Source organism: Brevibacillus sp. BD137 (assembly GCF_041644655.1).
GTDB classification, from domain to species: Bacteria; Bacillota; Bacilli; order Brevibacillales; family Brevibacillaceae; genus Brevibacillus; species Brevibacillus brevis_D.
Genome location: NZ_JAOTNO010000007.1, coordinates 178,287 through 200,058 on the forward strand (window position 1 = coordinate 178,287; position 21,772 = coordinate 200,058).

At 48.9% G+C, this 21,772-nt stretch carries 21 protein-coding genes and 1 pseudogene; 15 read left to right on the top strand and 7 right to left on the bottom strand.

Annotation, left to right across the window (positions count from 1 at the left end; all coding sequences use genetic code 11):
* Positions 1 to 95 precede the first annotated feature (95 nt).
* The gene (locus ODZ53_RS17355) at positions 96 to 971 is read left to right on the top strand and encodes an SDR family oxidoreductase (RefSeq protein WP_372678659.1); all 876 of its coding nucleotides are present in this window, start codon (positions 96 to 98) and stop codon (positions 969 to 971) included.
* Between the two features lie 52 nt (positions 972 to 1,023).
* Here ODZ53_RS17355 and ODZ53_RS17360 read toward each other — a convergent pair whose 3' ends face one another.
* The 5 genes from ODZ53_RS17360 to ODZ53_RS17380 all read right to left on the bottom strand — a co-directional run bounded on the left by ODZ53_RS17360 (position 1,024) and on the right by ODZ53_RS17380 (position 6,580).
* Entirely contained in the window at positions 1,024 to 1,308 is a 285-nt protein-coding gene (locus ODZ53_RS17360; RefSeq protein WP_372678661.1) for a hypothetical protein, read from the bottom strand.
* A 123-nt stretch (positions 1,309 to 1,431) separates the two neighbouring features.
* The gene (locus ODZ53_RS17365) at positions 1,432 to 2,667 is read right to left on the bottom strand and encodes a benzoate/H(+) symporter BenE family transporter (RefSeq protein WP_372678663.1); all 1,236 of its coding nucleotides are present in this window, start codon (positions 2,665 to 2,667) and stop codon (positions 1,432 to 1,434) included.
* A 35-nt stretch (positions 2,668 to 2,702) separates the two neighbouring features.
* Positions 2,703 to 4,139, bottom strand: a complete 1,437-nt coding sequence (locus ODZ53_RS17370) for a sigma-54-dependent transcriptional regulator (protein WP_372678665.1) — start codon at positions 4,137 to 4,139, stop codon at positions 2,703 to 2,705.
* Complete coding sequence (locus ODZ53_RS17375; protein ID WP_372678667.1) at positions 4,108 to 5,421, bottom strand: sensor histidine kinase; 1,314 nt, start codon at positions 5,419 to 5,421, stop codon at positions 4,108 to 4,110. Before ODZ53_RS17375 ends, ODZ53_RS17370 begins: the two co-directional genes overlap by 32 nt.
* Positions 5,422 to 5,431: 10 nt before the next feature.
* On the bottom strand, positions 5,432 to 6,580 hold the full coding sequence (locus tag ODZ53_RS17380; RefSeq protein ID WP_372678669.1) for an iron-containing alcohol dehydrogenase: 1,149 nt from the start codon (positions 6,578 to 6,580) through the stop codon (positions 5,432 to 5,434).
* 260 nt (positions 6,581 to 6,840) lie between these two features.
* Between ODZ53_RS17380 and adhP the strand changes: the two genes are divergently transcribed.
* The 10 genes and pseudogenes from adhP (at position 6,841) to ODZ53_RS17430 (ending at position 15,262) form a co-directional block, all read left to right on the top strand.
* Positions 6,841 to 7,854, top strand: a complete 1,014-nt coding sequence (adhP, locus tag ODZ53_RS17385; RefSeq protein ID WP_047074185.1) for an alcohol dehydrogenase AdhP — start codon at positions 6,841 to 6,843, stop codon at positions 7,852 to 7,854.
* Between the two features lie 454 nt (positions 7,855 to 8,308).
* Positions 8,309 to 8,692 (top strand): hypothetical protein, encoded by a 384-nt coding sequence (locus ODZ53_RS17390; protein WP_372678672.1) that lies wholly within the window; start codon positions 8,309 to 8,311, stop codon positions 8,690 to 8,692.
* Positions 8,693 to 8,929: 237 nt separating this feature from the next.
* Positions 8,930 to 9,579, top strand: a pseudogene (locus ODZ53_RS17395) (polymorphic toxin type 30 domain-containing protein).
* A 1-nt stretch (position 9,580) separates the two neighbouring features.
* Positions 9,581 to 10,018 (top strand): hypothetical protein, encoded by a 438-nt coding sequence (locus ODZ53_RS17400; RefSeq protein WP_372678674.1) that lies wholly within the window; start codon positions 9,581 to 9,583, stop codon positions 10,016 to 10,018.
* Positions 10,019 to 10,276: 258 nt separating this feature from the next.
* A complete protein-coding gene (locus ODZ53_RS17405; protein ID WP_372678676.1) occupies positions 10,277 to 11,560 on the top strand; it encodes a helix-turn-helix domain-containing protein in 1,284 nt (427 codons plus the stop codon).
* Between the two features lie 3 nt (positions 11,561 to 11,563).
* Positions 11,564 to 11,686 carry a hypothetical protein gene (locus tag ODZ53_RS17410; protein ID WP_372678678.1) on the top strand — a complete coding sequence of 41 codons (123 nt, stop codon included), beginning with the start codon at positions 11,564 to 11,566 and terminating at the stop codon, positions 11,684 to 11,686.
* Between the two features lie 186 nt (positions 11,687 to 11,872).
* Entirely contained in the window at positions 11,873 to 12,112 is a 240-nt protein-coding gene (locus tag ODZ53_RS17415) for an HD domain-containing protein (RefSeq protein ID WP_372678680.1), read from the top strand.
* 116 nt (positions 12,113 to 12,228) lie between these two features.
* Positions 12,229 to 12,702, top strand: coding sequence for a tripartite tricarboxylate transporter TctB family protein (locus ODZ53_RS17420; protein WP_372678682.1), 474 nt, complete (start codon positions 12,229 to 12,231; stop codon positions 12,700 to 12,702).
* Positions 12,703 to 12,720: 18 nt separating this feature from the next.
* Entirely contained in the window at positions 12,721 to 14,250 is a 1,530-nt protein-coding gene (locus ODZ53_RS17425) for a tripartite tricarboxylate transporter permease (protein WP_372678684.1), read from the top strand.
* Positions 14,237 to 15,262: a tripartite tricarboxylate transporter substrate binding protein gene (locus ODZ53_RS17430; protein WP_372678686.1), complete on the top strand. Its 1,026-nt coding sequence runs from the start codon at positions 14,237 to 14,239 to the stop codon at positions 15,260 to 15,262. Before ODZ53_RS17425 ends, ODZ53_RS17430 begins: the two co-directional genes overlap by 14 nt.
* A gap of 56 nt (positions 15,263 to 15,318) precedes the next feature.
* Here the strand turns inward: ODZ53_RS17430 and ODZ53_RS17435 are convergent, their stop codons facing one another.
* Positions 15,319 to 15,792, bottom strand: a complete 474-nt coding sequence (locus ODZ53_RS17435) for a GNAT family N-acetyltransferase (protein WP_015892881.1) — start codon at positions 15,790 to 15,792, stop codon at positions 15,319 to 15,321.
* Positions 15,793 to 16,261: 469 nt separating this feature from the next.
* On the opposite strand from ODZ53_RS17435, the gene ODZ53_RS17440 reads away from it, so the two are divergent.
* The 4 genes from ODZ53_RS17440 (at position 16,262) to ODZ53_RS17455 (ending at position 19,081) form a co-directional block, all read left to right on the top strand.
* A complete protein-coding gene (locus ODZ53_RS17440; protein ID WP_199929776.1) occupies positions 16,262 to 17,032 on the top strand; it encodes a 3-hydroxyacyl-CoA dehydrogenase in 771 nt (256 codons plus the stop codon).
* Between the two features lie 45 nt (positions 17,033 to 17,077).
* Positions 17,078 to 17,608 (top strand): MarR family winged helix-turn-helix transcriptional regulator, encoded by a 531-nt coding sequence (locus ODZ53_RS17445; RefSeq protein ID WP_372678688.1) that lies wholly within the window; start codon positions 17,078 to 17,080, stop codon positions 17,606 to 17,608.
* Positions 17,609 to 17,705: 97 nt separating this feature from the next.
* On the top strand, positions 17,706 to 18,218 hold the full coding sequence (locus tag ODZ53_RS17450) for a hypothetical protein (protein ID WP_372678690.1): 513 nt from the start codon (positions 17,706 to 17,708) through the stop codon (positions 18,216 to 18,218).
* The gene (locus tag ODZ53_RS17455; protein WP_372678692.1) at positions 18,215 to 19,081 is read left to right on the top strand and encodes an SDR family oxidoreductase; all 867 of its coding nucleotides are present in this window, start codon (positions 18,215 to 18,217) and stop codon (positions 19,079 to 19,081) included. The genes ODZ53_RS17450 and ODZ53_RS17455 overlap by 4 nt, the downstream gene beginning before the upstream one ends.
* Here ODZ53_RS17455 and ODZ53_RS17460 read toward each other — a convergent pair.
* Positions 19,078 to 21,672: a winged helix-turn-helix domain-containing protein gene (locus tag ODZ53_RS17460; protein WP_372678694.1), complete on the bottom strand. Its 2,595-nt coding sequence runs from the start codon at positions 21,670 to 21,672 to the stop codon at positions 19,078 to 19,080. The two genes, ODZ53_RS17455 and ODZ53_RS17460, sit on opposite strands and share 4 nt — an antisense overlap.
* Positions 21,673 to 21,772 lie beyond the last annotated feature (100 nt).

The window sequence follows — 21,772 nt, forward strand, 5'->3', positions numbered from 1 at the left end:
CAACATTACTTTGATTGTATCGTACCGAATATGACAGCGCTTGTCATATTTACTTCGTTATGCTCCATGTATGAATCGATAAGGAGGCATTATGAATGAAACCATTACAAGGCAAAGTAGCAGTGGTAGCAGGCGGCACAAGAGGAGCAGGACGGGGGATTGCGGTCAGTCTGGGAGAGGCAGGGGCGACGGTATATGTGACGGGACGCACGGTGCGTGGTCAGCACTCTGATATGGCACGACAGGAGACAATTGAAGAGACAGCAGAGCTCGTGACGGCAAGCGGCGGAAACGGGATCGCTGTGCGAGTCGATCATACGCAGGAACAAGAGGTAAAAGCATTCTTTGAGCGAGTAAAGGCGGAGCAAAATGGACAACTCGATCTTTTGGTCAATGACATCTGGGGTGGAGATCCGTTGACTCACTGGGGGACGCCGTTCTGGGAGCAGCCATTGGCAGACGGTCTATTGATGCAAGAACGCGCCCTTCGTACGCATATGATTACCAGTCACTATGCGGTTCCACTCATGGTCGCACAGAAAAAAGGGCTGATTATCGAGATCACGGACGGAATCGACTATCGGTACCGCGGCAATCTGTACTACAGCTTGGCAAAAATCTCGACGATTCATCTAGCGGTGTCGATGGCAGAGGACCTGCGCCCGCACGGGGTTACCGCGTTGGCTTTAACACCGGGCTTCCTGCGCTCAGAAGCGATGCTCGATCAATTTGGCGTGACAGAAGAGACGTGGAGAGAGGCAGCAAAGCAAGACAAGCACTTCCTCATGTCGGAAACACCTACGTACATCGGTAGAGCGGTGGTTGCGCTGGCTTCGGACCCGGCAGTCGCAGAAAAAACAGGGAAAACACTCAGTACATGGGGCCTGTCGGACGAGTATCCTTTTACGGATCGAGATGGTAGCCGCCCGCATTGGGGAAATTACGCAGAGGAACAAGGGTTTTACTGCTAGTTTTCAGGGAACATATAAGACGGCTCCTCAGATGCATCCGAGGAGCCGTTTCTTAGATTGCATCCAGTACCTTCTCTTCCGTAATAGAGGGAATCTCGTCTGACACAAACACGTTCTTATACGCGGTGCCGCTGTCCCCACCAGTCGCCTTAAATAACTGGTTGGGGGTATTTGGAAACCATCTCACGTGACCAACTTCTTCATCATAACCACCGTGGAGAAACAAAAGATACTCGCCTTCTGGAATTTCAGTCTGCTTATGATCCGCGTTGTCCACGGCTACTTCATACACATTGGGTGATTTCTTCTGTGGATGAAAAAGTTTTCGATAGCGCAAAACCACTTGAGGAGTGTGTGGGCTCCTTCGTCGTGCAAGCAGAGCTGATCGCTAGAAGGAAAGCTGAAAGAGTAATGACACCAAACCATTTTTTCACGGGGCTCTCTCCTCACGTTCAGGCAGCTATGCCAACGGCTGCGTATTCTTCTTTTTCCCAAACCAGCTTTTCACATTGCCATTCAAAGTCAGATGGGTGATCACCCCCGCAATCAAGCCCCAGAAAGCAGCGCCGATTCCGCCAATAGAGATGCCGGAAATCGTGACGAGAAACGTAACCAAGGCGCATTCCCGTTCCTTCGCTTCGCTCATCGCCTGTGCGAGGCTGGAACTGAGCGAGGCAAACAGAGCCAAGCCAGCGATGACAGCAATCAATTCTTTGGGCAAAGCAGCGAACACCGAAGCCATTGTAGCGCCAAACATCCCGAAGAGTAAGTAAAAGCCCCCGCAGGCAATTCCGGCAATGTAGCGCTTGGTATGATCCGGATGAGCTTCTTTTCCCGTGCAGATCGCGGCTGTAATTGCTGCGAGATTGATTCCTGGTGAACCAAAAGGAGCGAGCAAGAGCGACGCGATGCCAGTTGTCGTTACGAGAGGTCCAGCAGGTGTATCGTACCCGTCTGCTTTTAAAACGCTAATTCCTGGAGCGTTCTGCGAGGCAAGCGCGACGATGCACAATGGAATTCCCAAGCCGATGATCGCATCGAGAGAAAACGTCGGCATCGTAAAGACGGGCTGGACGAGGGACATCTGGACATTGTCCATTTGCAAACGCCCCAATAGAAAGGCGACACCCAAGCCGACGAAAAGCGTAAGCACGACAGCATACCGTGGCGACCAGCGTTTGGCGAACAAATAGCAAAAGATCATCGGCAGAGCCAAGGCAGGCAGGTGCTGCATGGAAACAAAGACTTCTACGCCAAAAGACAGGAGAATCCCCGCGAGCATGGCGGTCGTAATCGACTGCGGGACGTATTTCATCAAGACGGAAAATAAACCGGAAACACCGACGAGCGTAATGACCACGGCCGAAAAAATATACGCGCCAATCGCGTCGGGAAAGGAGTATACCGTCAAGCTGGTGACTAACAGAACGGCCCCCGGCGTCGACCAAGCCGTAATGATCGGGGTGCGAAACCAGATACTGAGCACAATGCACGTCAAGCCGCTCCCAATCGAGATGGCCCAAATCCAAGAGGCGAGGATAGCATCGCTGAGTCCTGCACCCTTGGCAGCTTGAAAGACGATCAGCAATGGTCCTGCATAGGAGACCATCGTGGCGATGAGTCCTACAATAACGGCAGATAGAGAGAAGTCAGCAGGGATTTTTTTTAGGGTCGAGAAAGATTTTTCGGGAACCACGACGTGAATGCCTCCTAGATGCGCCAGTGCAGGCGTTATGCTTTTTCGTTCAAAATGTAGCGAATCGTCCGTTTCGTGATGTTTAATTTTTTGCTTAAAAGCTGTCTGTTTCCATTCGTTTCGGTCAAGCCCTTTTCGATAATCGTTCGCCCGATCTCGCCTTCGAGCTGTTTAATCCGCTTGATCAAATAATCGAAGTCGATCCCGTCTACAGAGGTGACAAGGCGACTGATCGTATCGACAAAGCGCTCGCATTCGTGATCAATAACGTGCTCGATCCGTTTGGGGACAGTGGGCGGCTGCACCTGTATCGTGCGGCTCCGCAAATTCGCTGGCAAATGCTCGGCACGCAGTCGTTCGCATTCGTGCAGCGCGACAGTTTGATTCAGTACGTTGATCAGTTGGCGAACGTTGCCTGGCCAATCGTAGCGCTGCAAGAGCTCGATGGCATCCTGCTCGATTTCACATGGCTCTCCACCGCGCTTTTGCAAGTAGTTGTGCGCGATTGTGGGGATATCCTGAAGTCGTTCGCGAAGAGGGGGAATCGACAGCTTGATCCCTTCCAGACGATACAACAGGTCACTGCGGAAACGATTCATCCCGACTTCATGCTCCAAATCGCGGTTGGTAGCAGAAATAAAGCGAATATTGCTCTGACCGATCTGCTCGCCACCGACCCTCATGAATTCTCCCGTCTCTAGCGTCCGCAAGAGCTTCACTTGGATAGAAGGGGGGGCCTCCCCGATCTCATCGAGAAACAGCGTTCCGTTATGTGCCAGCTCGAACAAGCCTTTGCGTGATTTGAGCGCTCCGGTAAAAGCGCCCTTTTCATAGCCGAACAGCTCACTTTCCAGCAAGGATTCCGGCACGGCGCCGCAGTTAAAAGCGACAAAAGGCTGCTGGGCGCGATTGCTTGCTCCGTGGAGAAAACGGGCCATCAGCTCCTTGCCGGTACCCGTTTCGCCCTCAATAAGGACGTGGATCGCCTTTTTTGCTAATTTTTTGGCAATTGCGGTCACATTAGCCATCGGACTGTCAGATGAATACACGATACCATATTGGGCGGCTTCTTGGGATAGGTGATCGCTGTGTTTGCTGGAAGGGGAGAGCACCGCGTCGATGACCTGCTCCAGACTGTCCAGATCGTCGAAAGGCTTTTCCAAGTAATCGCGAGCGCCCCATTGCATCGCTGTCACAGCCGATTTAATCGTACTGAAGCCCGTCATGATCAAGACTTCACAGGCGGGGAATACGGCCTTGATCTGTTTGAGCAGCGTCAACCCGTCGGCATCTGGCAACTTCAGGTCCACGAGTGCAGCGTGAAAGCCGGTAGAATCCGAGTGAAGCAGCCGTTCCACGTCCTTGCCAGAATTGGCGACGACGATATCGCAGTCTTTTTTCTTGAGAAAATAGGTGAAAAAGGTAGTCACTTCTGTTTCATCATCCACGATCAAAATCCGTTTTTTCTCCATCGTTGTCCTCCTCGTCAGCTAACAGTGGCAAAAGCATCGTAAACTTGCTGTATTCTCCCTCCACGCTTTCGGCAAACAGCTTCCCACCGTGTGCTTCTGCAATTCCAAGACTGACGGAAAGCCCGAGACCAGTCCCTTTTGTCCGTTCCTTCGTCGAGAAGAAGGGCTGAAAAATCTGCGAAAGCTGCTCTTCACAAATGCCTGTGCCGTTATCGTAAACGGATAAGCCTACGTAAGAGCTATTCTCCTCTTGTACGAGGAAGGAACGGATGACGATGTGTGGAGCTTCCTTGCCTGCCACAGCGTCCCGGGCATTTAACAGGAGATTGATCACAATTTGCTCAATCTGATGACGACTTCCATGAAACAGCAGAGGAGGCTCGGACATTTCCCGGGTTATGGTCAAGCCGGAAACAGATAGCTGGTAGCCAATCAGCCCCAGTACGTCCTCTACGACCTCGTCAATAGAGGTAGTGGAAAACAAGTACTCTTCCTGCCGAGAGAAAGTGAGCAGGTTTTGAATGATCTTTTTGCAGCGCACCCCGCATTGATAGATGTCTTTCATCAAGGGAGCCTCTGGGGCATCTGTCCTCTCGCGCATGAGCAATTGAGAGTTTCCGAGGATGGCTGTGAGCGGACTGTTCAACTCATGGGCAATGCCGGCAGCCATCTCGCCAATCGCCGCCATTTTTGCGGATTGAATCAGTTGGGCTTCGATTTTGATTTTTTCATTCACGTCTTGAAATAGCAGGCTGTTTTCTACGACGACACCGACATGGCTGGCGACGAGCTGGATCAATTCGGCTTCATCCCGATCGATTAGCTGCCTTGATTGGCGTAAAAGCGTTAGAAATCCAAAGGTCTGATTCAACTGGCTGCGCAGTGGAACTGAGGTGGCGTGATGCTCAGGCAGCACTTCGGCAAGGGTAAGATGAACCTGGCCGGTGAGCACAGGGGCTTCCACAGAAACGGTCTGTGTCAGCGTGTGGCATTGCCAATCCGCATCATTCCACTTGGCGAGATAAGAGGAGAGCATGCCTCCCTTCACGATGGTCAAGGCAAAATGCTCAAACACGAGAATTTGCGAGAGCTGGGCGGCGATATAACTGGTTGTTTGTTGCCAGGTGGCGTTGATCTGGATTTGTGTCAGCTGGTTAATGACGGCGAGCTGCTTGTTTTTCTTTTTCATCTCCTCAATCAGATAGACGAGCTCGCTGTAATAGCTTTTTCGCGAGGATTGAATCCCGGTCAATTTTTCCAGAATCTCTTGTTTGGTATGCATGGCGAACCTCCTACAAGGCTTGGCGAAACAGCGTCGCGACATCGTGGACGGTCATGTCGCGAGGATTGGTCGTCATGCACACGTCGAGTACGGCGAGAGAACTGAGCAGGTCGATTTGCTCCGGATGCAGCCCAATGGCCGACAAGGATTGGGGCACCTCCAGATCACTTACCAGCTCCTTGACCGCTTTGAGTGTGAGACGAGAGGCGGCATGTGTGCTCAAGCCCACTGTGTTTTCACCGAGGCACTCAGCGATTTTCCTGTATTTTTCCGGGGCCGCGATGTAGTTGTACTCAAGTACATGGGGGAGCAGGATGGCATTCACCTCGCCATGTGGAGCATCGAGGAATCCTCCGAGCTGATGGGACATGGCATGCACAGCACCGAGTATGGCGTTGGAAAAAGCGATTCCGGCTTGAAGACTCGCCATGGCCATCGCTTGCTTGGCCTCTGTATTGTATTGACTGGCGACAGATGGGCGCAAATGCTTGGCAATGAGCCGCATGGCTTGCAGGGAATGCACCTCGGTTAGCGGTGTTGCGGCGAGCGAAATATACGATTCAATGGCATGTGTCAGCACATCTATGCCTGTATTGGCAGTGAGCAGCTTATCCTTGGTCATCAAGGTTTGCGGATCGATGATAGCGATATCGGGTATGAGCGATTTGGAGATGATCGCCATTTTCACCTTGCGTGTACTATCCACAATAATGGAAAATTGCGAAACCTCTGAACCAGAGCCGGCTGTCGTCGGTACCATCACCATGGGAGGAAGGGGATGCTGGATATTATCGACGCCTTCGTATTGGACGATACTGCCCTCGTTGGTAGCCAACAGTGCAATTGCCTTGGCTGCATCGATGGCACTGCCACCGCCAACACCGAGAATGGCATTGCACTCCTTGGCCCGATATTCAGCAATACCGGCATGAATCTCGTAATCTTTCGGATTGGCTGTCACGTTGGTCCATAGATGGTAATCGAGCTTTTGCTGCTGCAAGTAAGAGATGATCCGCTCGACCCAGCCTGCGTTTGCCACACCCAGATCACTGACAAGAAAGACACGAGAAGCTCCCAATCGGCGCAAGCTTTCCCCTACCTGGCCGAGAGACTGGTTCCCGAAAATGATTTCCGGCGTCATGAACTTGGATATTTGCATGCGTTCGCCCCCTTTTTCCACTACGTAGTAATACCGCAGGCAGGGAGGAATACCCTTTTTCGGCCAAAAGGTTGGCAAGTGGGGCCGTTTTTTCGGCTCATGTGCCGCAATATCGGCTGCATGGAAGAAAGGAAACCGCATAATCATTCGATTTTAAAGCGCTTTCATTTTGGCATGCTGCTTGCAATTAATAGGAGGCAGGAAGAACATCTGCCCTTTGCGCACATGCCTGAAGGGGATAAAAGAGGAGGAAGGTCAAGATGAAAGCAGCAGTAGTCAACGAGTTCCATCAAAAGCTGGAAGTAAAGGAAGTTGCCATTCCAGAGGTCGGACACGGTGAGGTTCTGGTAAAAATCAAGACATGTGGTGTCTGCCATACGGACCTGCATGCGGCACACGGGGATTGGCCTGTGAAGCCAAAGCTGCCTTTAATTCCTGGGCATGAGGGCGTAGGTGTTGTCGAAAAGCTGGGGGAAGGCGTAACCTCGCTGAAAATTGGTGATCGGGTAGGCATTCCGTGGTTATTCTCCGCTTGCGGCGAATGCGACTACTGCCTAACAGGGTGGGAGACACTGTGCTTGCAGCAGTTAAACGGGGGCTATTCCGCAGACGGTGCTTATGCCGAATATTGTGTAGCGCCTGCTGCTTACGTGGCACGCATTCCTGACGAGCTGGGTGATGTGGAAGCCGCACCGATCCTGTGCGCAGGGGTAACAACGTATAAAGCATTGAAGGTAGCAAACGTGAAGCCGGGTGAATGGGTAGCGATCTACGGCATCGGCGGCTTGGGGCATGTGGCTCTCCAATATGCCAAGGCGATGGGCTACAACGTCGTAGCTGTCGATATTCACAAGGAGAAGCTGGACTTGGCAAAAGAACTAGGGGCAGATGTGACAGTAAACGGCAGTGAGGTAGATCCGGTACAAGCCATTCAAGAGCAGGTGGGCGGTGTCCACGGGGCGATTAGCGTGGCCGTTACGAAGAAGGCGTTTGAACAAGCCTACAAATCCGTTCGACGTGGCGGTTCTCTCGTTGTTGTTGGCTTGCCGAATGCAGAGCTGCCGATTCCGATTTTTGACACGGTGTTGAATGGAGTGACAGTGAAAGGCTCCATCGTGGGGACGCGCAAGGATATGCAAGAAGCACTTGATTTTGCAGCACGCGGCAAGGTTCGCGCGATCATCGAGACGCAGCCGCTGGATCAGATCAACGATGTATTGGAGCGTTTGGAAAAAGGTCAAATCAATGGTCGGGTTGTTTTGACGATGGAGTAGTTGAGGGATAGGTGAAGCTGTTGTCGGGCTATGCTTTTCGTAAGCATGGGCTGGGCGACAGCTTTTTATTTGTATGAACCAATGCCATTATTCATCCACCGACCCAATATAGGTGACTACTATGTGCTATTCCCACGCTGATGTTCAACACGTATTTTGTGACTGACTTAGGAATTTGGGTTCATAATATTGGTAATTGCGAATGGGATGATATTGAAAAGTACTTTGCCCCAAATGCTAGAAGGCATATCCTTGAAGGAGAAATTAACGAAAAAGGAAGAGCTGTAGGATGGCATCGTGAGCAATCCCCTCCATAAAGTGAAATGGAACGGAAATAATACAAAAATGGGAAGGTAGGCATTCCTCTGGCATTAAAATTGAAATGTGGCTAGACAAGGATGGAAGGATTACTACAGCTTACCCAATTTATGAACCGTAATCTAGGAGGAACCCTATGATACCTTACGAAATTGTTTTCGATGATAAGGCAGATAAACTACGAATTTGCTTACCAGAACATTTATCGATTGTAGAAGAATTTTTAGAAGTCGAGGTTCGATCGGAACTCTCGAAGAACTTAATTTTAGACCGGATACAAAGAGTGGTATCTGGTGAAGAGGAAGTATCAGATGGTACTGGAAATTTATACAGTTCCGAAATACGGAGGGATTATACTCGAATTTATAACTCATACGTTGAGGATCAGCTAGAAAAGGGTATAGACACTGGCGAAGAATTGGAGTCGATCATTGAAACAAAGCATTTTGCAGAGCTCGTTACGATTTGGATGGATGCTCTAAATGAGCATCGACAACAACAACGTGATTCTACGAAATGATTGAAAGCACGGATAGTATTAAAGAAGATAGGAGTAGATAGGCACAAAAAAGCCGCTTGTTTAGTTAAGCGGCTTTTTCGTAAATACCTTCATGTACGCATAATATGATTGCTGTTGATCTATATCCATACCAATACTGGGTGTTATGACAGTGAATTATTGATGAGTGTAGTTTCATATCAAGTCATTCTCAACAAGTGGAGTACCCATGTTGCAAAAGGTGTTTATGAGCGAAACATGGGTTACTTGCAGGAAGATGGTATAATCACTGATCGCTTGTTAGGTTATGCTTATGCAGATGCATCACTAGGACATGATAGGTATGGTGAAACAGTCGAAATCTTCCTTATTGGAGATGCAGTTATTGTTGCCGAAGCAGCTGGATGGGTGGTAGGTCCAATAGTTACTGGCACTATTGTCTATCTCAGAGGTGGTGTGTTTATAAAGCGTGCATTCACTTACTTAAAAAGTGAACGTGGGAGCATCATATTTGGTAATGTTGCGAAGTTAGGAACAGGACGTGTTGGAGATTTTATTGGAATAAGAGGATCTACAGTAGATGATATTATTTCAAGAATTCCCACTTATGCAAAAAGACGTGAATTAACTCCAGTTAAAGGGAAGGTAGAAAAAGGATTTGAATACCACTGGGAAGAAAATGGGGATGGGGTATCATGGCGAGTGAGAGTTCATGGCCCCGACGCATCAGCTCCAGAAGGAAGTAGTGCAAGAAATAATTGGATAGTAAGAGTTGTAAGAGGAAACAAGTACTTGGATTCAAAAGGAAATGGCACACAAGAGGAATTTTCAATAAAAACAGCCCCAATTATAGTGAAGAGTTGGGTAATGATACTCATATACCAATTCAAACACCCATAGGAGGATAATATGATCGACGTCACTTATCTGAAAAGGTTATTCCTAAATAGAGGTGATGATCTATTTAACAGATTAGAAGAAATTGGTGATTTAATAGAGTATGGAACACTCAATCGTGATGACGTTATTAATATCACAGAGTATGCCCTAGACCTTGCGATAGTAGAAGAAAACGTTGCTATAAAAGAGAGCTTGTTTCGAATAATTGCAAATGCAGTAACATTTCAAGAAGTAGCCAAAACCATAGAATGGGATAAATTAGCAAACGTTATACCAACTCTAAACGACCCTATTCTAGATTATGCATTAACCATAATTGGTGCTTCAAAAAACCAAGAATTTATCAATGTAATTGAACCTTACTTAAATTCTCCGACTGATTATATTAGGGAGACTGCGGCCGAAGCATTGGTGGAAATCAATTACGACCCCGAAAAATCGCAGTAAGCAATCTTGGGTACTTGTGTAAGGAATGGATTCCACATTCAGTAAACCAAGTGCTCTATTCGCATAAAGGCTACATCCACTCAAATTTGGATGTAGCCTTTTATGTTGTCAAGTATAGGTATGATCGATCCATTTTTTCTTCCTTCACTCTATTAAAAAGTGTAATCTATTTAAAAATGATTCAAATCGATTATATCATTCGTGGTTTAATGTGCTATCATATCCATAAAAAGGAATCATCAGGAGGGTGTATTTGCTGTGATTTCAGAGGGAAAGACCTTTGGGGGCATATTACGAGTATATCGAAATAGAGCAAACTTAACACTGACTGAGTTATCAGAAAGAACAGGTGTAGCTTCTGGAACCATTAGTAAGATAGAATCCGATGCCTTTACTTTACCAAATATGCAGCATGTAATGAAGCTGGCAAAAGTACTAGATATTCCACTTTATACAGCGATCGTACCCTATTTATATAAAATTAAGCGCGAAGCGACACTGCGGTCTTTATTAGAGGCTGTGATGCAAGAGAAGAATGTGGTTCTTACCAACAAAGTAGCTTTGCAATTGCTAAATTGTCCCAAAAGCAATACATTTCTTTCTTTAGACTATCTGTATCAAAGCGCGGGAATGGAAGGGAATGAAGAACTGCGCTTGGCTCTTTATGACGTGATTTGTGATTACTCACGTGAGCATGGAATTCCTTTGTATCTGGCAAGATCGCTTTTCCAACGCTACATGATTCGACGTGAAAATCTAAGCCAATTAGATCAAACCTATGTAGAAGGCAAGGAGCTATTACACTACACGTCCTATCTGCATATCAATGAGCGAATTTTGACCTACTATAAATTTTCCTTCCATGCATTGCGTCTTGGATTCTATTCAGATTGTATTCATCTGTGTAAACAAGGGCTTGAAATCGACCATAGTCAGAGTGAGCAAAAAGCAGCAGCGATTCTTGCGATCATCATTTCCTATTTTGAGTTGGAGGACTACACATTAGGACATTTTTATCTGGAGAGATACGAAATGTTCGATTATCCCGAGGTACATAAACATGCCAGACATATTCGGGGTAAACTATACGGAAAGACAGGGAAATTTGATAAAGCCATTCCGGTATTACAAGAGTGTCTTGCGGAACAAGCACAGGATGAAAAAATTGTGATTGCGAATGATTTGCTAGAGATTTATATCCAGGTAGGAGAAGAAGAGAAAATCCGTGAAATATTTTTGGCAGAAGCATCGATCTTGCCAGAGAATTTAACTACTCCGAATCAATACAATCAAATGGGACTGTATTTCCGAACAAAGGGCACCTTTTACATTCAAAAAAACGAAGCAGACTTAGGAATCGATAGCCTTGTGGAGAGCGTGAATTACTATCGTGCAATCAATGAGATCAAACAAGCAGATAAGAGTTTGAGCGTACTTTTTGAATTCTATGTGTCAAAGAAAAAAAATCTTCCTTTTGGTATACTCCATAAATTGGTAAACGTGTATAATGGAAGTAATCATAGATCCAAACAGGAGGTATAGGTCATGAAGAAATGGATATTGTCTTTGTGTATGTTAACCGCCTTCATTACAATGCCAGTTTTAGTAGAACAACCAGCCAAGCAACCCAATCTGATGATACAATATGGCTGGCCGGAGCCTTGGTAATCCTCTTTTTTCTCTGACAGTAGAAACATAAGCAACATACTGAACCATACAATCAATGCCCTCCAATTGGAGGGCATTTCTTATACGCAAAAAGGTGACTTCGGAAGACAACATTTTCACTTGAGTAATTCGTTATAATTAATTATAACTAGTTATATGTAGTTATAATTGGTGTGGAGGTAGCGGATGCAGATGGTGACGACGCCGATGGTCAATTCGCAAAAATTATGGATGGTGGTTAAGCGGATGGAGCCTCATTTGATCCGCAATCAAGCCAATATGGAGAAGCTTTTGAAAATGCTCATGATCCACGATGTTTCGAACGGTGATATCAATGAGCTGTGGAGCGAGTTCGAAAGCAATGAGACGTATGAAGCGAAGGTCGCTCATGCCATTATTCGTCTGAGCGACCAAATCGAAATGTAAATGACTACCATATGCTGTGTCCCATACGGACTGGCTATGGTAGTTTTTTATGCTTTCGCACACAATGGGCGCATGTGCCATAGGCTGGTGGTAGCTTTTTTGCTGAGGTGATACACATGAGACGCCCGGATAATCAGCCAGATTTTATCGGTGCCCTCCTAAGTATGTTTCTTGGAGTCGTCCTATCATTCGAGGCCTATCGTCTGGAGGCATTTTCGACGTCCTTGTACGTAGGGGATCACACGTTGCCTGCCATTCTCGGCTTACTGTTTTTCATGCTCGGAGGTGTGCTGCTGGTCCAATCATTCCGTGTGACGGAGGAAGCCTCTTCGCCAAAACCCAGACCGCTTTTTCCTGGAAAAAGGCTGCGCCTGCTGCTTTGCTTTTTATTCCTGTTGCTGTATGTCTGGCTGCTCGGCGCGATCGGCTACACAATGGCGACGCTCTTTGTCTCCTTTGCATTTTTTATATTGATCGGCAGCTATCGGTGGCGTACGTCCATCGTATACTCCGTCCTTTTGACAGGGGGGCTGTATGTGGTGTTCATCTACTCGCTGCATATCACGCTGCCTGGAGGCGATTGGTTTTAGAGCAAGCATGATAAGGAGGTGCTGATCATCGAGACGTTCCAATTACTATTGGCTGGTTTTGCTTCAGCCCTCACGCCGGAGCATCTGCTCATGGCAGCACTCGGCGCTCTTATTGGCACCTTTGTAGGCGTATTGCCCGGTCTCGGTCCCACTTCTGCCATCGCGATTCTACTTCCGGTGACAGCCGTACTGGAGCCGACACAAGGGATGATCATGCTGGCAGGGATTTATTACGGTGCCATGTACGGCGGTTCGACGACTGCCATTCTGCTCAATATCCCGGGGGAGCTATCGTCAGTCCCCACGTGTTTGGATGGCTATCCGCTCGCGAAAAAAGGGAGAGGGGGGCCGGCATTGGGGATATCCGCACTGGCTTCGTTTGGTGCAGGGGTACTGGGGGTAATCGGCCTTGTCTTTTTCGCACCGATTCTGGCAGATCAAGCCTTAAAATTCGGACCGCCTGAATACTTTGCGCTGATGATTTTAGCGCTCACGCTGATGGTCAGTCTATCAGGAGGATCATTGGTCAAATCGTTTTTGATGGGGGCATTCGGCTATACGCTCGCACTAGTTGGACTGGGACCCTCTTCGGGCATGCCGCGCTTTGATTACGGCGTCCCCGCATTGGTCGGCGGTTTTGACATGATTAGCATCATTATCGGGTTGTTTGCGATTACGGAAGTCCTCAAAGGAATTGATGAAAAACGCACAGCTACCCTGCTTGGCAAGCCAGGTAGTGTCTACCCGAAAAAGGAAGACTTGAGAGTAAGTGCTGGGCCTATGCTGAGGGGCGGGATTATCGGCTTTTTTCTTGGATTGCTGCCGGGCTGTTCGGCTGCGATCACGTCGTTTTTGGCGTACGATATGGAGAAAAAGCTATCGAAGCATCCCGAGAAGTTTGGTCAGGGAGCGATCGAAGGGGTGGCAGCACCAGAAGCGGCGAATAATGCGACGAGCAGTGCGGGTTTCATCCCGCTGTTTTCGCTCGGGATTCCTTCCTCACCGCCACTGGCGATTTTGTTAGCCGGCTTGATGATCTATGGATTGACGCCAGGCCCTGTTTTGTTTGAACAAAATGCGAGCTTTGTCTGGACGGTCATCGCTTCGATGTTCGTGGGGAATGCGATGCTTCTCGTGCTGAACCTCCCGATGGTATGGGTGTGGGTCAAATTGACGAGGGTACCGTATGGCATCATGGCTCCGATCATCCTGATGTTCTGCACGATTGGGGCATACAGTGTGCGGAACAGCATGTTTGATGTGTGGGTAGCGTTTTTGTTTGGCGGACTTGGGTATGTTTTTTCCAAATATAAATGGCCGGTTGTTCCGCTGGTGTTGTGCTTCATTTTGGGACCTCTTCTGGAAGAATCCTTCATTCAAACGATGGCGATGGGCGCAGGTGATTTCAGTATTGTTTTGTTTCGGCCTCTATCGTTGACCATCTTGCTGGCAGCTGGAGCACTTTTGATCATCTCCATGGTGCTGAACCGCCGGACACAGCAACGGCTGAAAGAAGAGCGAGACCGGGGAGTAGATGTCGTCGCGTAGGGAGGAAGAGTCATTGAAAGGGTATAAACAATGGGCAGCTGTCATCCTGTCGTTACTTTTGGCGGCAGCCGTTAGCGCATGTGGAAATCAAGGTACAGCCGAATCGGCTTATCCATCGAAGCAGGTGGAGTATATCGTGCCGTATTCTGCCGGGGGCGGAGTCGATCTCGTGGCCAGAGCGGCAGCAGATTATTTGAGCAAGGAATGGGGGCAGCCCATCGTCGTCGTCAACAAGGCGGGAGGTGGTGGGGCGGTAGGAGCGGAGTATGCTTTAAAGCAAGCCAAAAACGATGGTTACACAGCGCTTGCTGTCAATGTATCCAATACGACAATGCTCGCTGCCGGGATGAAAACACCGCCGATTACAAACGAGGATCAAGTCTATACAGCCAGGATTGGCAAAGGGACGCTTGCTTTTGCTGTGAAAGCCGACGCACCTTGGAAAGATTTCGCTGAATTTTCCGCGTGGGTGCGTGGGAATCCGGAGCAGTTAACATGGACTTCTGTAGGGCCAGCAGGTTTTTCCGCGTTTGGGGTAGCAGAGTGGTTGGATGTGATCGGGGCTGACTTCGCCAAGACGAGAATGATCGTGACGAAAGGCGCCTCCGACTCCGTCCCGAAAGTCGCTGGAGGGCACGCGATTTTGGCGGTGCATACAGTGGGGGAGATCATGCCGATGCTGAAAGCGGGCAAGGTCAAAATCCTCGCCGTATCCGGTGACACGCGAAGTCCGTTCCTGCCTGACGTTCCTACTGCGGAGGAGCAAGGGATTCAAGGCTTGTCGGTTTTCTGGTGGACGGGAGTGTCTTTTGCAAAAGGAACGCCAGCGTCGATTATCCGCAAGTGGGAAGAAGCGATTGCCAAGATGGAAAAAGACCCAGCCTTTTTGCAAAAGCTGAGTGAAATCCATGTGGAGCCAGCATATGCGGTAAGTGAAGCATTTACGAAGGAAACACAGGCAGAAACAACATACTACTTGGAATTGGCGACCAAGAAGGGCATTCGAAAATAAGGGCGACAATAGAAAAAGGGAGAATGGCCTGTAGCTGTTCTCCCGTTTCCATCTATCTATTTAGGTATCCGTTTTTCGTACCTGAATTTATAAAAACCATTTGTTGCGTTCGGCTCAGTCTCGCCGACCTTTTTGTAACCGCATTTCTCGTAAAAGTGTTGGTTGCGCACCGCTTCATAGCCAGTATCGAGCGTCCACTTTTTGATGTGTGGATACGCGGCTTCCATGAACTGCATGGTTTGGCTTCCGATACGCAGATTTTGCTTATCAGGATCGACATAAATGATCCCCAGCTCCAAATGCTCATGGTCGACTGGAATGAGGCAAAAACCGCCGACGATCTGGTCATCCAGCAAGATCGTATAGTAATGGGCCTTTTGCATGAATAAAATATGCTGGTCAGGCTGGTCATGTCCGGCAGGGCCCTCTCCGTACTTTTGGACGTCTTCTGCGAAGCAGCGAGTGGCAATTTGGGTGAGTTGCTCCGCGTTCGCGGGGACAGCCTTTTTGAAAAAAACCATAGGACTCATGAGATCATCTCCAGTTCGTCTGACTACTTCGAAATAGGTGTATGTATGATTAGTAAAATTCTCCTATATAGCAGACGGATGAACCCACAGAATGGTTACCTACTTATTTTAGGCATGAAGCTTTCTAACGGTCCTCTCTCGAACTAATGTCCGGTTTTTACCCATGTTTTAAACCACCGAGATAAAGCAATATTCCGGTTACAAATAAAAACAAGGAGCGCTTCCAAAGGACGTGACGGCTAGCCTGCAAGAGAGCCGGGCCGCACGCCCTCGCAAAATGTTGGAGATGGATAAGCACAACTGTCCTTTGCCCGGACACAGATGTCTCACACCTGTCTGGATTTGAGAAGGTCAGACTGCTTGTCGCTTCGGAAAAACCGCGTGCGACAAGGGGGAGCTCGGTTGGTATCCAACTTGCAGAGCTTTTTTCTGAATGCGGATGCAATAGCAGAGGAAGGGAGAGAATGGCTTGGATATGCGGGAAGTGGTTGCCATTGTAACGGGTGGTGCTTCCGGTTTGGGAGAAGCCGCTGTGAGGAATGTAGTTCAACACGGGGGAAAAGTAGCCATTCTTGATTTGACGGTGGAGAAGGGGCAAGCGCTGGCGAATGAGTTGGGGCGCGAGAATGCTTTGTTCGTGCATACGGATGTCATTAGTGAGGCGAGTGTAAGGGAGGCCATTGATCAGGCTGCTGGCACATTCGGTACGATTCACGCCGTGGTCAACTGTGCGGGGATTGGTTTGGCACAAAAAACGCTGTCGCGAAGCGGTCCACATTCACTGGAATCCTTCAGCAAAGTCATTTCAGTCAATCTGATCGGTACTTTCAATGTCATTCGGTTGGCGGTGGAGCAAATGGCAGGAAACGAGCCGAACCAACAAGGGGAGCGAGGTGTCATCATCAATACCGCATCGGTGGCAGCTTTTGAAGGACAGGTGGGGCAGGTTGCCTATAGCGCCTCCAAAGGCGGAATTGTAAGTATGACCCTGCCACTAGCAAGAGATCTAGCTTGGTATGGCATACGCGTGATGGCGATTGCTCCAGGGCTATTTGACACGCCGATGTTCGATCAGCTCCCGCGCTCTGAAAAAGCTGCGTTGGGTGCGACTGTTCCTTTTCCCGCTCGCATGGGTGACCCGAAAGAATACGCGATGCTCGTGAACAGCATCCTCACCAATCCGATGTTGAATGGAGAAACGATCCGGCTGGATGGGGCAATCAGGATGGCACCGAAATAGAGAGGACGTGTTGACAGGGAGGTAGTTAGGTGCCATACTATATCCATGACAAACCATTCAAACGGAAGAAAACAAGAAGATGCGATCCCATCACTAGTTCAATCGCAACGCCAGATTGATCGGTATGGACTCGACGTTGATGCACAAGCTATACTCGTCGCCGCCAGGCTGATGGAGGCAGGAGCCAAGCTAGGGCATGCGGCCGAAATACATTTTGCCAGATTCGGCTTATCAACGGGACGATATCGGTTGTTGGCAGACCTTGAAGATAACGGAGGGGAAGTACTGCCGTCACAATTGGCAGAGCATCTGGGTGTAACACGTGCAACTGTTACCGGTCTGATCGACATCCTCGAGCGCGATGGCCTAGTCTCACGACGAGCGAGTGCAAAAGATGGCAGGCAAAAATCGGTCATGTTAACGGAGCTCGGGGCAAGCAAGCTGCGTGAAATGGCGCCTGAGCACTTTGCGAGATTGGAAGCGATGGTTGGAATGCTCAATACCCAGGAGCGCAGTGTGTTTCTCGACCTGCTGGGCCGTGTGACACAAGGTATCTCGGCACTGACAGAAGAATAGTAAGCAGTAAAGCGGGCTAGGTAGCTAGCCCATTTTCACTCTTATATAGTTAGGTTCCTAATTACTTATTCAGAACAAGGGAAAGGAGGTGAAAAACATGCATGATCCTGCAAAATCGGGAGGTGTTTATCCGATCAAGAGGGCAAGTCCCGAGCGGAAATTGTTTGCTTTATGGCGAGAGGTCATCATGGCTTATTTGTCTCCTGCGATCATGGCGAGCATTGGAGGTTGGATCACCGCTGACAAAGGGCTGCAAATAGGAGCATTGACCACGATTGGCGGAACGTCTGCATTGATTGCCGCACTGCTTGGACGATGGTTACAGAGCCAAGGTATACATAGACGCTGGGTTACCCACACGCCTCATTTGGCGCTGGTAGCGGTCATGGGGATGACAATGGCGGTGATCGGTCTGTTGGCAGCATGGCTAACAACGGAGTTACTCGTTATCGTTGCTCCCGGTGAATCGTTAGCTTGGCTAAGTCGTGTCTGGATCGACTTCCCGCTTTCAGCGATAATCGCCAGCACGTTAATCACATGGCGGTGGCGTAGTGCCATCAGCCATAACCGACAAAAATGGAATCAGTTACGGAGGAGAGATAGAAAATGATCGTAGTCATGGGAGCGACAGGAACCATAGGACGTGCACTTTTGAAACGATTAATAGAGCTTGGAGTCCCAACCCGGGCATTGAGCAGAACGCCGGAAAAACTTCAGATGCTAATAGGAGAGCAGGCAGCATCTAAGGTGGAAGTCGCAGCAGTGGAAGCTTCTGACCCTGAATCATTGCGCCGAGCGTTCGCAGGTGCGAATCAGCTCTTCCTTTCCCTTTCAAACAGTCCCAACCAGGTCGAGCTAGAAACAGAGATAATTCGCATAGCAGCTGAGGCTGGAATCCAACACATTGTGAAAATATCCAGTCCAGCCTACGACGAAAAGGCGCCAGTCGCCGTAGCGAGATGGCACCAGGAAATCGAGAGTGCTTTATCAGAATCGGGTATGAAAAGTACTGTGCTGCGACCGTATGCCTTTATGCAGAATCTGCTCCGTTTCGCACCGACAATTCAGGCGCAACATGTTTTCTTCGGCGCGATGGGCGAAACAGCCTGCAACTTTATCGATTGCCGGGATATCGCCGATGTTGCCGCAGAGGCATTGACCCATCCCGAAAAAGCAGGTCGTGTCTACACTCTGACGGGTTCTGAGGTTTTTAGCTATCCGGAAATTGCGAGCAAGCTGTCCGAGCTGCTCGACCGCCCGATCACGTACATCAACAAGGATAGCGAAGCACTCCGACGCGATCTGATGGAGTACGGAAACATGCCGGAGTGGCTCGCCAGTCATGTCGTTGAAATTCAAGCGATGTCAGTAACGATCCCGGAAAAGCCGACAGATGACGTATGGCGTGTCCTCGGCAGAGAACCTCGCCAGCTGGACGCTTTTCTGCAAGTACATAGTGAAAAGTTCCGTTAATCAACAGGATTATTTTCTAACAGCGAAATTTCTTGGGCTTTCAGCAGAGCCTGTGTGCGATTGGTGACACCGAGTTTGCCATATATCCGATGCAAATACACTTTGACGGTCCCAAGCGTATTCCCTAGCTCATCGGCGATCATCTTGTTGGATGCTCCTTCGGCCAGCATGGAAAGGATAATCATTTCTTTTCCGGTTAGCGGCTCGATCAAAGGAGCTTTTCTTTTCTCCATTTTCTTAGGGAAAAGGGATAGCAGCTGATTGACGTACGCAGCCGATACGGGCGGACCTGGCTGTTGGGATCGTTTTTTCAAGCGTAGCTGGTAATCGTGCAGGAGGTGAGACATCGCCGTACCTTCGTCCAGAAAGCTTCGGACGTAGCAGTTGTTTCCGCCAATCAAGAGTGCTTCGTGGAGGAAAGCCAGTGCTTCTTTTTTGTTGCCGCACTGCTGATGGGCGAGCGCTTGCAGAATGGCGATGTCTACTTGGCTGATCAATAGCTCCTCGCGAATACTGGATGGCTTTAGGATCGTTAAAATACGCAAGGCCTCCTGCTCCTGCTGCTGGGCGAGCAGCAAACGGACATAGGTCAAAGCCTCTAATTCTCTCTGAATGCTAGGCTGATTCAAAATGGAAGGGGGAAGCTTGGACAACTCCGTTTTTGCCAAAGCAATGTCCCCTTCCTGGATCGCGATGTGTGCGAGAAATGCTTGTAATGGGTTTAACCAATAAGAACCACCCCAGCTTGTGACCGTCTCCCGTGTCTCTGAAATGATTTTTCGTGCCGCAACAAAATTCCCCTCCACTAGCTTGTGCTTGGCGGATGTCAGCGCATAGGGGACGAGCAGGCCAGGTATTTGCTTTTGCAGTGCGACTAAACGAACTCGCTGAAGATGATCGAGGCTTTCTTCCAGCCTGTTTTCCTCATACAGCCCCTCCGCCAACGCCTGAATGGTGTACAGGTTGATCAAAGAATCCTTCCAGCCATGAGCTTCGAGTATGCTGGAAAAATGCTTGCCGACAGCCTCTGTTTGATCGGACAGCATCCCTTTTAACCCGAATCGCGTACGGCGAATAAACGGCTCAGTCGTGTTGTAATTAAAATGGTAAAACAACGGACTCTCTGGCAGCTCACCACTTAACTGTGAGGAACTGGCAATCCAGCTCTCAAAATCTCCGGTTGCAAACACTAGATTCGCTCGCACAAAAAACAGCCCGCTCAAAAACTGTTGATGCTCCGTCGAGTCTTCCAGGCTCGCAGCGCTTTGCTCCAATTGGGTGAGGGCAAGCTCTGCTCGATCCGTAAAACCGCAAGCAACCAAGAGGAACACATAGATCAGGCGAAAAAGTGGTGAGAAATGGTTTTCGTGATCAGGGATGCTGTCCAGCGTTCTGAGAAAGCTGGAAAACTCGCCGCGTTGGAGCAGTACCGGAATATGTTGCGCAAGGAAGCTTGCAGCCAGCGTATAATCGGTAGCGGCAATCGCATGATCGATCGCTTCGTCCATCATTCCACGCTCCGCATAGCTCTCACTGGCTAGCCGATGCAGCTTACGTGCTTCTCCGGGAGCCGACTGCTCCAATTGACTGCGCAAAAAATCGGCAAACAAGTGATGGTATCGATACCACGTCCCATAATCATCCAGCGGGATTAAAAAAATGTTTTGGCGGTGCAAGCGGGTCAGCATTTGTTGGCACTGGGGCAGGCTGGTCAGAGCTTGGCATACGTGAGCGTCCATTCTCGCCAGCACAGAGGTTTTGAGCAAGAAGCTGCGCTCCTCTTCCGGAAGTCGCATGATTACCTCATGAAACAAATACTCCGAAATATTGCGATGAGAGCCAGTAAATCCGGCAAAAAATTGATCGTGATTCTCCGTATTCACGAGTGAAATAGCTGCGAGCTGCAAGCCGGCGATCCAGCCCTCCGTACTTTTCACCAGCTGTTCAATTTGTGTTTCGGTCAGAGGTAAATCGTGAACCTGCCGGTAAAAGCTATCCGTCTCTTGATGACTGAAAAGAAATTGCCCTGCCTCAATGTGACATACTTCATGGCGTACGTTCCATTTGACTGTAGAAAAAGGCAACGTGTTGCGACTGGCGATGTACAGATGGACATGACTCGGGAGATATTCCAAAAAATAAGCCAAGCTGTTGTGAATCGTCTCATCCGAGATGACGTGATAGTCATCGAGAATGATAGCAAGTGGCCGTGTCGTAGCAGCGAGTTCATTGAGCAGAGAATCGATAAAGGTAAAGATCGAGGTATGACTGGTTGCCTTCATGGCTGGTTCCATTCGCTCGGAGAGTTCAGCGAAGCCAGATTCGGACAGCGTAAATACGATGTATCTCCAAAAGCGAATCAGGTCATTATCCATTTCATCGAGTGAGAGCCATACGGTGGAACCGCCGTACTGATGAGCCCATTGACTGAGCAAGGTCGTTTTTCCGTAACCGGCTGGGGCGTATAGTGTGGTTAGTCGGCATTGTAGACCAGCGTCCATTTTTTGCAGCAGTCGGCTCCTGTGAACGCTATTCGACCGAACGGCGGGCATTGCTGTTTTGGTTTTCAGCATAATGGAATGATGGAGCATGTTTATACCGTCCTATGTATTAGAATTTTATGTGTCCATTATACTTGTAATCGGCAAAAATCGACATTTGGAAAAATGAGGAATATTTTGACTTGAGGAG